This window comes from Pseudomonas sp. GW821-FHT07G10 (assembly GCF_059418545.1).
This window is the reverse complement of sequence record NZ_JBWKQB010000003.1, coordinates 298,665-312,547: the sequence shown is the minus strand read 5'-3', so window position 1 is coordinate 312,547 and position 13,883 is coordinate 298,665. Positions and strand designations below refer to the sequence as shown.

Genomic DNA, 13,883 nt, shown 5'->3' with positions numbered 1-13,883 from the left:
GATCACAACTCCTGGCGTTGGCTATCGACATCGAAGAACGGCAGTTTGACCACCGTGGCCTGTACCACTTGCGCGCCCTCTACCCGAATCGGAATCTGTTGCCCCGGTGTGCTCTGATCGACGGCGGCATAGGCCAGTCCGATGATCATGCCCAGCGTTGGCGAATATTCGCAGGAGGTGACGTTGCCGCTGATGTCCGGGCCCTTGAGCACCAGATGACCTTCCAGCGGTTGGCTGCTGCCCTTGGGCAAGGTGAAACCCACCAGTTTGCGCTTGAGCGGCTGGGCTTCGAGGATGTCCACGGAGCGCCGGCCGACGAAGAACGGCTTCTTGCGCGAGATCGCCCAACCCATGTCGATTTCTGCAGGGTGGGTCATGCCATCGGTGTCCTGGCTGATGATCACGTGGCCTTTTTCCAGCCGCAGCAAGCGCTGTGCTTCGACGCCGAACGGGCGAATGCCCTGTTCACGTCCGGCGTCCATCAGCGTGTCCCAGAGGTATTCGGCATAACGCGCCGGCACATGGATCTCATACCCCAGCTCGCCGACGAAGCCGACCCGCATGACCCGAGCGGCGATCCCGGCCACCGTGCCCTGACGCACACCCAGGTAAGGGAAGGCGTCAGGCGAGAGGTCGATATCGGCGCAGACCTTTTCCAGCACCTTGCGCGATTCGGGCCCGGCCAGGTTGACCGCCGCGATGGCCGCGGTGACGTTGGCAATGTCGACGTTCAGCCGCCATTGCACGTTCCACTTGAGCATCGACTGATAGATCCGGTCGACACCACTGGTGGTGGCCGTGACATAAAAGTGTTGGTCAGCCAGCCGCGCACAGACGCCGTCGTCGATGACCACACCGTGTTCGTTGGTCATCAACGCATAACGGGTGCGGCCAATCGGTTGTTTGGCGAACGCGAAGGTGTACATCCGCTCCAGCAGTTCGGCGGCATCCGGGCCGCGAATGTCCAGGCCACCCAGGGTCGAGACGTCGATCAGGCCGACGCTTTTGCGCACATGACAGGCTTCTTCCTGCATGCAGCGCTCACGGCTGGCCGGTTGGCCATTTTTGTCCTTGAAGCCGTAGTAGGCCGGACGCTGCCAGTTACCGGCCGGCATCATTTTCGCCCCGGCCTGTAGATGACGCTGATGGATGGCGGTACGCCGGATCGGGTCGAAACTGCGACCGGCGATGTGTGCCAGTTTTTCCGCCTCGAACGGCGGGCGAGCGGTGGTGACGCCGGTTTCGCTGACAGTGCGCTGGGTGCTGGCGGCCACCAGACGCGCCGTTGGCAGTGCCGAGTGCCGACCTTGCGAAGGCCCCATGCCCACGGTGGAGAAGCGTTTGACCAACTGCACGTCGCGATAGCCGTGGCGCGTCGCGTTGATGATGTCGCGGATTTGCAGGTCTTCATCGAAGTCGACGAATTCCTTGCCGCTCGGGTGGGCGAAGATTGGCCAGTCGAAGTTGACCCGATGTTCGGGGCTCAGCGCCTGCTCCTGATGCTCCACAGCCAGGCCCAAGGCCAACGCCGCTTGCGCACCGACTTTGGCACCGTCCTTGAGTACGTTTTCCAGCAGGTGCCGACCGTTGACGGAACCGGCGATGGCGAGGTTTTTCGGCAGGCCGGTGATGGCGAACTCCGCCACCGGGTCGGCGTAGGCCAACTTGCCACCCGCCTGACAGGCCAGTTGATAGACCGGCATGTAGCCTGCGGTCATGCACAGCAGGTCGCAATCGAGTTGCAGACGTTCCTTGCCCACTTCACCACGCGCCGTGATGCGTCGGATATCGACGCCGCTGATGTGGCGCATGCCTTTGCTGTGCAAGGCTTCATAAACGGTGTGTTGCAGGTGCAGGGTAACGCCCAGGCGTTTGAGCTCGGTGCTCAGACGCGCATCGTCGGCGCCGTTGCGCATGTCGACTACGGCTGCGACTTCAACCCCTTGCTCCAGCAAATCCAGCGCGGTGCGATAACCGTCGTCGTTGCCGGTCAGGACCACCGCGCGTTTGCCGGGTTTGACCGCGTACAACTTCATCAAGCGTTGCGCGGCGCTGCACAGCATCACGCCGGGCAGGTCGTTGTTGCGGAAAATCACCGGCTGATCGAAGGCGCCCGAAGCGATGATGCATTGGCTGGCGCGCACTTTGTACATGCGCTTGTCCTTGATCACCGGCAGGTAGTTGTCGGTGAACCAGCCGTTGCAGGTCGCTTCAGTGAGAATCTGGATGTTGGCGTGCTGGCTGACTGCGTTCACCAGCGCCTGGCGCACGTCATCGGCCTGAGCGCCCTGCACGTCGAAGCGTGCATAGGTGAGTGCGCCACCCAATAGACGCTGTTGCTCGATCAGTAGCACTTTGGCCCCGGCATTGGCGGCGGTCAGTGCTGCCTGCAAGCCGGCGGGCCCGGCGCCGACCACGGCCAGATCGACGAACAGGTAAGCCTTGTCGTAATACTGCGGCTTGAAATCCAGGTTGAGGATGCCCAGCCCGGCCTTTTTGCGAATCAGCGGCTCCCAGATTTTCCACATGCCCTTGGGCTTGTAGAACGAGCGGTAATAAAAGCCCACCGGCATGAATCGCGAGAATTTGCCCAGCAGCGCATCCCGGTCATTGTCCAGGGAGCCGGCATAGTTTTGTCCGCTGACCTGGACACCGGCCTGCAGCCAGTGAGTATCGGCCAACACATTAGGCTCTTGCGGCAGTTGCACCAGGGTGTTGGCGTCTTGCCCGGCCATGGTCAACGGGCCGCGTGGGCGGTGGTATTTGAACGAGCGCGAGAGCAAAAAACGGCCGCTGCCGAGCAGGGCGCTGGCGATGCTGTCACCGGCAAAGCCGGAATAGGGCTTGCCGTCGAAGTTGAAGAGCAACGGGCGTTGCCGATCGATCAGCAGGCCCATGGGCAGCGGCAAGCGGCTTTCAAAGGTGGAATCAGGCTGGCTCATTGCTGTGCTCCGCAAGGCTGAACTCGACGCGCTGGTTGTAGATTTCGCGAGCATCGAAAGTGCGCAGGATTTCGTCGGTAACGGTGTGGCGCTCGGCCAGGAACCAGTAGCTCGAGGCGTTGTGCATCCACCACTCGCGAACCACGCCGGCGGCGTTCTCGCTGTTGAACACGTAATGCGCCCATTGGGCGTCGCTGCAGGTCACCGGGTCGGGCATGTCCTTGAACTCGCCGCCGTAGGTGAACTCGGTGATATTGCGCGGCCCGTTCAGTGGGCAATTCATGACTTTCATAGGTTTCGCCCCTTAGTGACTGGCCGCGGTCGCGCCCATCTCGTTGACTTGCTGGAAGGTCGAGAAGCGTTCCAGGCCAAAAGGCTTGATCAGGTCCGGAACCTTGCCGCCGGAGGCGACCAGTTCGGCCATGGTCTTGCCGCAGATTGGCGTGGCCTTGAAGCCCCAGGTCCCCCAACCGGCATCCAGATAGTAATTGTCGACCGGCGACAGGCCCATGATCGGGCTGTAATCGGGGGTCATGTCGGTGATCCCGGCCCACTGGCGCATCAGCTTGGCATTGGCCAGGAACGGGAACATTTCGATGGCGGCAGAAATCAGGCTTTCCTTCAGGTCCAGGGTCGAGCGGGTGTTATAGAGCGGGTAGGGGTCGGAGCCGCCGCCGAACACCACTTCGCCACGGCTGGTCTGCTGCACGTAACAGTGCAGCGCCGACGAGCTCACCAGCGGATCGAGGAACGGCTTGAACGGTTGGGTGACCATGGCTTGCAGCGGATAGCAGACGATGGGCATCTCGATTTTGGCCTTCTTGGCCATCAATGAACTGTGCCCGGCCACGGCTTGTACCGCGCAGCCGCACTGAATCGTGCCGCGGTTGGTTTTCACTGCGGTGATCCGGCCATTTTCGATAATCAGGTCCTGCACTTCGGTCAGCTGATGGATTTCCACTCCGCGTTTCGCTGCGCCCTTGGCGTAGCCCCAGGCCACGGCATCATGGCGGGCGGTGCCGCCGTCGATATGCCAGAGGCCGGCCAGGACCGGCAGGTGGCCGGGGTCGAGGTTGAGGCTCGGCACCAGTTCGCGGATCTGCTGGCGGTCGATCATTTCCGTACGGCCACCGAAGTGCTTGTTCACCTCAGCGCGTTGGCGGAAAGCCCGGACCGTTGCGTCGGTGTGGGCGAGGGTCAGTTGGCCGCGCTCGGAGTACATGATGTTGAAGTCGAACTCGTTGGACAGGTCCTTGAACAACTTCACCGACTCGCTGTAGAAACGCACGCCTTCGCTGGTCAAGTAGTTGGAGCGAATCACTGCGGTGTTACGCGCCGTGTTGCCGCCACCCAGATAGGATTTTTCCAGCACCGCGACATTGGTGATGCCGTGGTACTTGGCCAGGTAATAGGCAATTGCCACGCCATGACCGCCGCCGCCGATGATCACTACGTCGTAGGAAGACTTGAGTTCCTTGGGCGGTGGCAGGTCCATCTCAGCCGTGTACTCGCAGGAGAGGCCGTACTTCAAGAGATTAAAGGGCATCACGCCTCCTGGATCGGCGGTTGAGTGGCAGGCGAGTCGGCAGCCCGCTGCAGCTGCAGGCGGGTGGCGATCACGGTGTTTTTCAGCAGATAGGCAATGGTCATCGGGCCGACACCGCCGGGCACCGGGGTAATGGCGCTGGCGACGGTGCGGGCGCTGGCGTAATCGACATCGCCCACCAGGCGGCTGCCGTGTTCAGTCTCGATGCGGTTGATACCGACATCGATCACCACCGCACCGGGTTTCAGCCAACTGGCATCGATCATCTGCGCACGGCCGACGGCAGCCACCACGATGTCCGCCAGACGGCACAGGGCTGCGGCGTCAACGCTGCGCGAATGCACCACGCTGACCGAACAGTGGGCCTGCAACAACAGGGTCGCCATGGGCTTGCCGACGATGTTCGAGCGGCCGATCACTACCGCATGCTTGCCGCTCAGGTCACCGCAAGTGTCGTGCAACAGGCGCATGCAGCCGCTTGGCGTACACGGTGTAAGGACTTCCTGGCCCTGGACCAGACCACCGACGTTCTCCCGATGAAAGCCGTCGACATCCTTGATCGGGTCGATCGCCTGAATCACTGCGCCTTCGTCGATATGCGCCGGCACCGGCAGTTGCACGAGTATGCCGTTGACCGTCGGGTCGGCGTTCAGCTCGGCGATCACCGCGAGCAATTGCGCCTGGCTGGTGGTCGCGGGCAAGCGCTGTTCCAGTGAACCGATTCCGGCCTCTTTGGCGCGAAGAATCTTGTTGCGCACATAGACCTGACTGGCCGGGTCTTCACCGACCAATACCACGGCCAGCATCGGCGTCACCTGCTGTTGTGCCAGTTCACGGACTTCGGCCGCGACCTCGCTGAGGACCTGGGAAGCAATGGCTTTGCCGTCGATGTCGCGGGCGAGCGGGATAGAACTGTTCATCGGAAGATCACCGTTTTTTCGCGATTGATGAACACCCGGTGTTGCAGGTGATATTTGACGGCTTTGGACAGCGCGACGGTTTCCGTATCGCGGCCGATAGTCACCAGATCGTCTGCCTTGTAGGCGTGATCGACCCGTTGCACCTCCTGCTCGATGATCGGACCTTCGTCCAGGTCCGAGGTGACGTAGTGCGCTGTCGCGCCGATCAGTTTCACCCCGCGCTGGTGGGCCTGGTGGTAGGGCTTGGCGCCCTTGAAGCCGGGCAGGAACGAGTGATGGATGTTGATCGCCCGGCCCGACAATTGCTTGCACAGGTCATCGGAGAGGATCTGCATGTACCGCGCCAGTACCACCAACTCGGTCTGCGTTTCTTCAACGATCTTCAGCAGCGCGGCTTCCTGCTGGGCCTTGGTGTCCTTGGTCACCGGCAGGTAGATGAAACGGATGCCTTCACGTTCGGCCATGTGCCGCAGCTCCAGATGGTTGGAGACGATGGCGGTGATCTGCATGTCCATCTCGCCTTTGTGGTGGCGGTACAGCAGGTCGGTCAGGCAGTGGTCGAATTTGCTGACCATGATCAACACGCGCATCGGCTGGGCGACGGCGTGCAATTGCCAGTCCATGTTCAGTGCCACAGCCACTTCATCGAAGCCCCGGCGCAAGGTTTCGATGTCACCCGTGACGCCGCTGTTGAAGCGAAAGACCGCGCGCATGAAGAACTGACCGGTCTCCTCGTCGTCGAACTGCGCCAGTTCGCTGATGTAGCAGCGGTTCTCGGCGAGAAAGGAGGTCACGGCGGCGACGATACCCGATGTCGCCGGGCAGCTGATCTTGAAAATGAAGTGGTCCGGTTCGGTACTCATTACGGGTCCTCGCAAGGGTGACATACAGGCTAAGGGGGCTGTGGAGTCGATGAATATTCATCGGTGGGAATTAAATTCATCGCTGAATAAAGATTCTCTGCACGAATAAAATATTCCTGTGGCGCTTTTTATAGGTGAAATAAAAAACGCCGTCCAGCGTTGTTTTGGTTTTTTTTGCGAGGGGGAAGAAAGGAGGCGCGAGGGGAGGAGGGTTGTTCTGGATGTTGTATCGTGGCCAAACGCTGATGCCCTGTAGCAGCTGCCGCCAGGCTGCGTCCGGCTGCGAAGCAGTCGTAAAATCGGACCCTGCGGTGTTTCAGGTTAACCGTGGAGGTTGGATTTACGACGGCTACGCCGCCGAACGCAGGCTACGCCAGCTGCTACGGGGGATGTGCTGAGTCTTGATCAGTCGTCGCCGTAGTTCATGATCGACAGCAGCTGGATCGGCACTTTCACCAACTGCTCGGGGCCGTGAGGGACTTCGCCATCGAAGGTCAGGCTGTCGCCGGCTTTCATGTGATAGAGCTGGTTACCGTGGCGGTAGACGATTTCGCCTTTGAGCAGATAGAGAAACTCGGTGCCCGGATGGGAGAAGGTCGGGAACTCTTCGCTGGCATCGTCCATGGTGACCATGTAAGCCTCGAAGGTTTTCTTCGGCCCACGGGTGTGGTTGAGCAGGTGATAGGTGTGGCCTTTCTCGGTGCCGCGACGCACCACCTGCATCCCTTCACCCTTGCGCACCAGCAGGGCGCCACTGCCTTGCTGGTCGTATTGACTGAAGAGTTTCGACATCGGCATACCGAGGGCGTCGCACAGGCGGCTCAAGGTATCGAGGCTGGTGGACACCTGGGCATTTTCGATCTTGCTGAGCATGCCCTGGCTGATACCGGCCAGTTGCGCCACATCGGCAATCTTCAATTCCTGCAATTGCCGCTGCCGCTTGATTTGCATGCCCAGATACTGCTCAAGCCTCAAGCGGGGCTCGGCCTCGGTGGGAATCACTTTGTTCATGCTTCATTTCCGATCATGAATATAAATTTCGCACTATGAATGTGCGATGCACTCCTGCTGCTACCCGTCATTTCTCCAGCCTGAGCGGTTCCAGCATGTCTGAAGTTTGCCCGTTGCGACACTCATTTCCCTGACGAGCCCTTGAAACACCAGTGTTTCCTGGCGCCAGGCGCTGTGGAGCGGCTATCTGAAAGCAAATCTGGCAAGGCAATTGCATTCTCATTAGGAAAGTAAATTTCTTTGTGAGAATAATCGGGTTGGCTTCAGGTCTCGTCCAGCTGAATTCTAGCACTGGGCAATCGTTAACGACTTCGGCCGACCCTCCAAGCAGATCCCGCTGTTTTGCCTTGCTCGAGGAGTCATATGTGATGTTGCCCACAGATACACAACGAATCATCGATGAGCACAAAATCAAATACGTGCTGGCTCAGTTCGTGGATATTCACGGCTCGGCGAAAACCAAGTCGGTGCCGGTTTCCGGGTTACAGACGGTGATCGACAGTGGCGCCGGCTTTGCCGGTTTCGCCATCTGCGGCATGGGCATGCAACCCCACGGCCCGGACTTCATGGCCAAGGGCGACCTGAGTACCTTGACTGCGGTGCCTTGGCAGCCGGGTTACGGGCGCATCGTCTGCGTCGGCCATGTCAACAACGAACCCCATCCTTACGATTCGCGTTACGTCTTGATGCGCCAGGTGGAGCGCCTGAGTGCTCGCGGCTGGACCCTCAATACCGGCCTGGAACCCGAGTTCAGCCTGTTCCGTCGTGACGCCGAAGGCAAGCTATGCAGCGTTGATGCCAGCGATAACCTGGACAAACCCTGCTACGACTACAAAGGCCTGTCGCGCTCGCGGCAGTTCTTGGAGAACCTTACCGAAGCGTTGCAGAAAGTCGATTTCGACATCTATCAGATCGATCACGAAGACGCCAACGGCCAGTTCGAGATCAACTACACCTACAGCGATGCGCTGACTTCGGCCGATCGTTTCACCTTCTTCCGCATGGCCGCCGGTGAAGTCGCCAACGACCTGGGGATGATCTGCTCGTTCATGCCCAAGCCTGACCCCAAACGTGCGGGCAACGGCATGCACTTTCACTTGTCGATCGCTGACGCTGTGAACAAGAACCTGTTCCATGACGCCAGCGACTCAAGTGGCATGGGCCTGTCGAAAATGGCCTATCACTTCGCGGCCGGCCTGCTGGCCCATGGTCCGGCGTTGTGTGCTTTCGCCGCGCCGACGGTCAACTCCTACAAACGCCTGGTGGTCGGCCGTTCGCTTTCCGGTTCGACCTGGGCTCCAGCGTTCGTTGCCTACGGCTCCAACAACCGCTCGGCGATGGTCCGTGTCCCTTATGGGCGCCTCGAGTTTCGCCTGCCGGATGCCGGTTGCAACCCGTACCTGGTCAGCGCCGCGATCATCGCTGCCGGCCTGGACGGCATCGACCGCAAGCTGGAAGCAGGGCCGCCGTGCAACGAAAACCTCTACTCCCTGAGCCTCGAAGAAATCGCTGGCCGTGGCATCGCCACCTTGCCGCAAAGCCTCAAGGAAGCCTGTGACGCGCTGGATGCCGATCCGTTGTTCCGGGAAAAACTCGGAAGCGAAATCGTCAACGAGTTCATCGAGCTCAAACGCATGGAATGGGTCGAGTACAGCCGCCACGTCTCCGATTGGGAGATCCAGCGCTACACCGAATTTTTCTAAGCGAGTCTTTTCAACCACCCGTTTTGTATCGACCCGGTACCTCTGATCGAGGAACCGGCTGCCCAGTAGGAGAAATGTATGTGCGGAATCGTAGGTCTGTACTTGAAGAATCCAGCGCTGGAGTCCCGGCTTGGCAAACTCTTCGAACCCATGCTGCTGTCGATGACCGACCGTGGCCCGGACAGCGCCGGCTTTGCCATTTATGGCGATGAAGTGGCTGAAGGCTCGGTCAAGCTGACCCTGCAAAGCACGGTGCCCGGTTTTGACTTCAATGCCCTGATGGGCGCGCTGGAAGGCCGGCTCGGCCAGTCGGTGAACTGGTTTCAGAACGCCAGCGCAGTGGTGTTGAAAACCCCCGCCAAAGAAGCCGCTGTTCGCAGTGCACTGGCCGAACTGGCGCCGGGCGTGCGCATCATGAGCGCCGGTCAAAGCATTGAGATCCTCAAGGGCATGGGCTTGCCCAAGGAAATCTCCGAGCGCTTCAACCTCGCCGGGATGAAAGGCAGTCACATCATCGGCCATACCCGCATGGCCACCGAAAGCGCCGTGACCATGGAAGGCAGCCACCCGTTTTCCACCGGTGCCGACCTGTGCCTGGTGCACAACGGCTCGTTGTCCAACCACTTCCGCCTGCGCCAGGAACTCAAGCGTCAGGGCATCGTGTTCCAGACCGAGAACGACACTGAAGTCGCCGCCGGTTACCTGGCCTGGCGCCTGCAACAGGGCGACTCGCTGAAAGTGGCGCTGGATCACGCGCTGGACGACCTCGACGGTTTCTTCACGTTCGCCATCGGCACCCGCAACGGCTTCGCGGTGATCCGCGATCCGATTGCCTGCAAGCCGGCGATCCTCGCCGAAACCGACGACTACGTCGCCATGGCCTCGGAATACCAGGCGCTCTCCAGCCTGCCCGGCATCGAGAACGCCAAGGTCTGGGAACCGGCGCCATCCACCATGTACATCTGGGAACGCAAAAGCGCCTGAGGAGCCCCGTTATGAAAACTATCGATCTATCTGTCAGTGAAGTACGCGAGCTCAATCAGGCGCTGCACGACCAGGCCAGACAACTGAGCTTTGCTGAGTGGGTGGTGACCCATTCCAACGGCGCGCACAACATTGCGGTCGGCGTTGACCAGGAACTGTTCATCGATATCCAGGGCCACGCCGGTTACTACTGCGCAGGCATGAACAAGAAAGCCCACATCACTGTGCACGGCAACGTCGGTACCGGTGTGGCGGAAAACATGATGTCCGGTTCGGTACGGGTCAAGGGCAGCGCCTCCCAGGCCGCTGGCGCCACCGCTCATGGCGGCTTGCTGGTGATCGAGGGCGACGCCGGTGCGCGTTGCGGGATTTCCATGAAAGGCATCGACATCGTGGTCGGCGGCAGCATCGGCCACATGAGCTGCTTCATGGGCCAGGCCGGGCGGCTGGTGGTCTGCGGCGATGCCGGCGATGCCTTGGGCGATTCGCTGTACGAAACCCGGATCTACGTGCAGGGCAGCGTGCAGTCGCTGGGGTCGGACTGCATTGAAAAGGAAATGCGCGACGAACATCTTGCCGAGCTCAAAGAGCTGCTGGACCAAGCCGGTTTCACCGCTGACCCGAAAGCCTTCAAACGCTACGGTTCGGCCCGTCAGTTGTACAACTTCAAAGTCGATAACGCGTCCGCGTACTAAGGAGAACACAATGAGCGACAAACCTGTTCCGGTCCTGCGCGAATCCGCGACTTTCGACCGCCTGAGCATTCAGGAAATCCAGCGCGCCGCCGAAACCGGCATCTACGACATTCGCGGTGGCGGCACCAAGCGCAAGCTGCCGCACTTCGATGACTTGCTATTGCTCGGCGCCAGTGTTTCCCGCTATCCGCTGGAAGGCTATCGCGAGAAATGCGGCACCGATGTGATCCTCGGCAACCGCTTCGCCAAAAAGCCCCTGCACCTGAAGATTCCGGTAACCATTGCCGGCATGAGCTTCGGCGCCTTGTCGGCGAATGCCAAGGAAGCCCTGGGCCGTGGCGCGACCATCGCCGGGACCAGCACCACCACCGGCGACGGCGGCATGACCCCGGAAGAGCGCGGACAGTCCCAGCACCTGGTTTATCAGTACCTGCCATCGCGTTACGGCATGAACCCGGATGATCTGCGCAAGGCCGATGCCATCGAAATCGTCCTGGGGCAGGGCGCCAAACCAGGTGGCGGCGGCATGCTGCTGGGCATGAAAGTCACCGAGCGCGTGGCCGGGATGCGCACGCTGCCCATCGGCGTCGATCAACGCAGTGCCTGCCGTCACCCGGACTGGACCGGGCCGGACGACCTGGCGATCAAGATCGCCGAGATCCGTGAAATCACCGATTGGGAAAAACCGATCTACGTGAAGATCGGCGCGAGCCGTCCGTACTACGACGTCAAACTGGCGATCAAGGCCGGTGCCGATGTGATTGTGCTCGACGGCATGCAAGGCGGCACAGCGGCGACTCAGGAGGTGTTCATCGAGCACGTCGGCATTCCGATTCTCGGTGCCATCCCGCCTGCGGTGCAGGCGTTGCAGGAGGAGGGCATGCATCGCAAGGTGCAGTTGATCGTTTCCGGCGGTATCCGTAACGGTGCCGACGTGGCCAAGGCCATGGCCCTCGGCGCGGATGCGGTGGCCATTGGTACGGCGGCGTTGATCGCCCTGGGTGACAACCATCCACGTCTGGACGAGGAACTGCGCAAGCTTGGTTCGGCCGCCGGTTTCTACGATGACTGGCAAGCGGGCCGCGACCCGGCGGGCATCACCACCCAGGACCCGGAACTGTCCAAGCGGTTGGATCCGGTGGAGGGCGGTCGACGTCTGGCCAACTACCTGCGGGTGCTGGTCCTCGAAGCCCAGACCATGGCCCGGGCTTGCGGCAAGTCGCACCTGCATAACCTCGACCCTGAGGATCTGGTGGCCTTGACCGTGGAAGCCGCCGCCATGGCCCGCGTACCGTTGGCCGGGACTTCGTGGATTCCTGGGCAGCAGTACTAAAACGTAGGACCTGTGGGAGTGGGCTCGATCGATCGTTCCCACGCTCCCGCGTGGGAATGCCTCACTGGACGCTCTGCGTCGGCTCTTGGAGGTGACGCGGAGCGTCACGGGCTGCATTCCCACGCAGAGCGTGGGAACGATCAAGCCCGTTCCCACAGGTCTCCGGTTTTACCACCAGCGGGCACAGACCCGTATGCACCGCGAGGCCCCATCACCTCGCACTTTCTTTCCTCTGCCAGCCCCCTTTAGACGATTTTCCTGCTCTGGAGCTTGCTGACAATGATTCCATTCCCTGATTCACGGCTGACTTTCTCCCGGCTGACGCTGATGTTCGCGGCACTGTGCCTGTCGCCTCTGGCCTCGGCGGCCGATGTCACCCTGGACACCGGTACCACCGCCTGGATGATGACCGCGACGATGTTCGTATTGTTGATGTGCATTCCGGGCCTGGCGCTGTTTTATGGCGGGATGGTCCGGGCGAAAAACTTCCTCTCGGTGTTCACTCAGTTGCTTGCCATCGCCGGGGTGATCGGTGTGCTGTGGGTGGTCTACGGCTACAGCATCGTCGTCGACGCGACTGGCATGGTCGCCGGTGAAGTCAATCTGAACAGCTTTGTCGGCGGTTTCAGCAAAGTGTTCATGCTCGACATGACCCACGACAGCCTGGTCGGCAGTATTCCCGAAGGCGTCTACAGCGTGTTCCAGATGTCCTTCGCGATCATTACGCCGGCGCTGATTGCCGGTGGATTCGCCGAGCGCATGAAGTTCAGCGCCGCGCTGGCGTTCATGGCGCTGTGGTTCACCTTTGTCTACGCGCCGGTCGCGCACATGATCTGGGGCGGACCCGGCGGCTTGATGGTCAATTGGGGTGTGCTGGATTTCGCCGGCGGCACTGCGGTGCATATCAATGCGGGCGTGGCGGCACTGGTGGCGTGCCTGGTACTGGGCAAACGCAAAGGCTACCCGAACGTCGCGATGCCACCGCATAACCTCGGTTTCACCCTGATGGGCGCCGGTCTGCTGTGGGTTGGCTGGTTCGGATTCAATATCGGCTCGGGAGCCGCGGTGAATACCGGTGCCGGGATCATCATGCTGACCACCCAGGTGGCAGCGTGCGCCGGTGTCGTCGGCTGGATGCTCACCGAATCCCTGATCCAGGGTCGGCCCAGCGCGCTCGGTGCGGCCTCAGGTGCATTGGCCGGCCTCGTCGGCATCACCCCGGCCTGTGCTTTTGTCGGTCCGGCCGGTGCCTTGGCGATTGGCCTGATCACCGGGGCCGCCTGTTTCTTCGGCGTCAGCCAGCTGAAGCAGAAGCTTGGTTACGATGATTCGCTGGATGTGTTCAGCCTGCACGGCATTGGCGGAATCGTCGGTGCGATCCTGACCGGCGTCTTCGCGTCTCCTGCATTGGGCGGTTACGTCGAGAATCTGGATATCGTGACTCAGGTGCTGACTCAGTTGAAGGGCGTCAGCTTCACCTTCGTCTACTGCTTTGTCGTGAGCCTGATCATCCTCAAGGTACTGGAATGGACCCTCGGCCTGCGCACCAGTGGCGAGAACGAGACAGTGGGCCTGGACCTGGCCGAGCATGACGAGCGTGCTTACAGCGTGTGATCCGGCAGGTTAAAAAAGATGAGGAGCCTTGGCTCCCAATGCCAGTCAGTTAAGACATTACGCGGACCGTAGCAGCTGGCGAAGCCTGCGTCCGGCGGCGAAGCCGTCGCAAATCCTGCTTCCACGATTTGTCTGGAATACCGCAGTGACTGTTTTACGACTGCTGCGCAGCCGGACGCAGCCTTCGGCAGCTGCTACGGGGGACAGTGCTGAACTTAAAAATCCTTAACTGACTGGCATTAGCCTTGGTTCCGGCTTTTTTGTAGGAGCCG

General features: G+C 60.7%; 11 protein-coding genes. 5 read left to right on the top strand and 6 right to left on the bottom strand.

Translation table 11 applies throughout. The features are described from left to right. Positions 1 to 2: 2 nt before the first annotated feature. The 6 genes from AC07O1_RS07330 to AC07O1_RS07305 form a co-directional block, all read right to left on the bottom strand. The gene (locus tag AC07O1_RS07330) at positions 3 to 2,942 is read right to left on the bottom strand and encodes a 2Fe-2S iron-sulfur cluster-binding protein (protein WP_495088373.1); all 2,940 of its coding nucleotides are present in this window, start codon (positions 2,940 to 2,942) and stop codon (positions 3 to 5) included. Then, positions 2,929 to 3,234, bottom strand: coding sequence for a sarcosine oxidase subunit delta (locus tag AC07O1_RS07325; protein ID WP_494991408.1), 306 nt, complete (start codon positions 3,232 to 3,234; stop codon positions 2,929 to 2,931). Before AC07O1_RS07325 ends, AC07O1_RS07330 begins: the two co-directional genes overlap by 14 nt. Positions 3,235 to 3,246: 12 nt before the next feature. Then, positions 3,247 to 4,488 carry an FAD-dependent oxidoreductase gene (locus AC07O1_RS07320; protein WP_495088372.1) on the bottom strand — a complete coding sequence of 414 codons (1,242 nt, stop codon included), beginning with the start codon at positions 4,486 to 4,488 and terminating at the stop codon, positions 3,247 to 3,249. Then, positions 4,488 to 5,408, bottom strand: coding sequence for a bifunctional methylenetetrahydrofolate dehydrogenase/methenyltetrahydrofolate cyclohydrolase FolD (gene folD, locus AC07O1_RS07315; protein ID WP_495088371.1), 921 nt, complete (start codon positions 5,406 to 5,408; stop codon positions 4,488 to 4,490). The genes AC07O1_RS07320 and folD overlap by 1 nt, the downstream gene beginning before the upstream one ends. Then, positions 5,405 to 6,271, bottom strand: coding sequence for a formyltetrahydrofolate deformylase (purU, locus tag AC07O1_RS07310; protein ID WP_494991411.1), 867 nt, complete (start codon positions 6,269 to 6,271; stop codon positions 5,405 to 5,407). Before purU ends, folD begins: the two co-directional genes overlap by 4 nt. A gap of 405 nt (positions 6,272 to 6,676) precedes the next feature. After that, on the bottom strand, positions 6,677 to 7,282 hold the full coding sequence (locus AC07O1_RS07305) for a helix-turn-helix domain-containing protein (RefSeq protein ID WP_495088370.1): 606 nt from the start codon (positions 7,280 to 7,282) through the stop codon (positions 6,677 to 6,679). A 368-nt stretch (positions 7,283 to 7,650) separates the two neighbouring features. On the opposite strand from AC07O1_RS07305, the gene glnT reads away from it, so the two are divergent. The 5 genes from glnT to AC07O1_RS07280 all read left to right on the top strand — a co-directional run bounded on the left by glnT (position 7,651) and on the right by AC07O1_RS07280 (position 13,611). Then, entirely contained in the window at positions 7,651 to 8,985 is a 1,335-nt protein-coding gene (gene glnT, locus AC07O1_RS07300; protein WP_495023702.1) for a type III glutamate--ammonia ligase, read from the top strand. A 78-nt stretch (positions 8,986 to 9,063) separates the two neighbouring features. Next, positions 9,064 to 9,969, top strand: coding sequence for a class II glutamine amidotransferase (locus AC07O1_RS07295; RefSeq protein WP_494991414.1), 906 nt, complete (start codon positions 9,064 to 9,066; stop codon positions 9,967 to 9,969). Between the two features lie 11 nt (positions 9,970 to 9,980). Further along, complete coding sequence (locus tag AC07O1_RS07290) at positions 9,981 to 10,664, top strand: protein glxC (RefSeq protein ID WP_495088369.1); 684 nt, start codon at positions 9,981 to 9,983, stop codon at positions 10,662 to 10,664. Between the two features lie 10 nt (positions 10,665 to 10,674). Continuing rightward, positions 10,675 to 11,997 carry an FMN-binding glutamate synthase family protein gene (locus AC07O1_RS07285; protein WP_419115674.1) on the top strand — a complete coding sequence of 441 codons (1,323 nt, stop codon included), beginning with the start codon at positions 10,675 to 10,677 and terminating at the stop codon, positions 11,995 to 11,997. 279 nt (positions 11,998 to 12,276) lie between these two features. After that, the gene (locus AC07O1_RS07280) at positions 12,277 to 13,611 is read left to right on the top strand and encodes an ammonium transporter (protein WP_495088368.1); all 1,335 of its coding nucleotides are present in this window, start codon (positions 12,277 to 12,279) and stop codon (positions 13,609 to 13,611) included. The last annotated feature ends 272 nt before the right edge of the window (positions 13,612 to 13,883 follow it).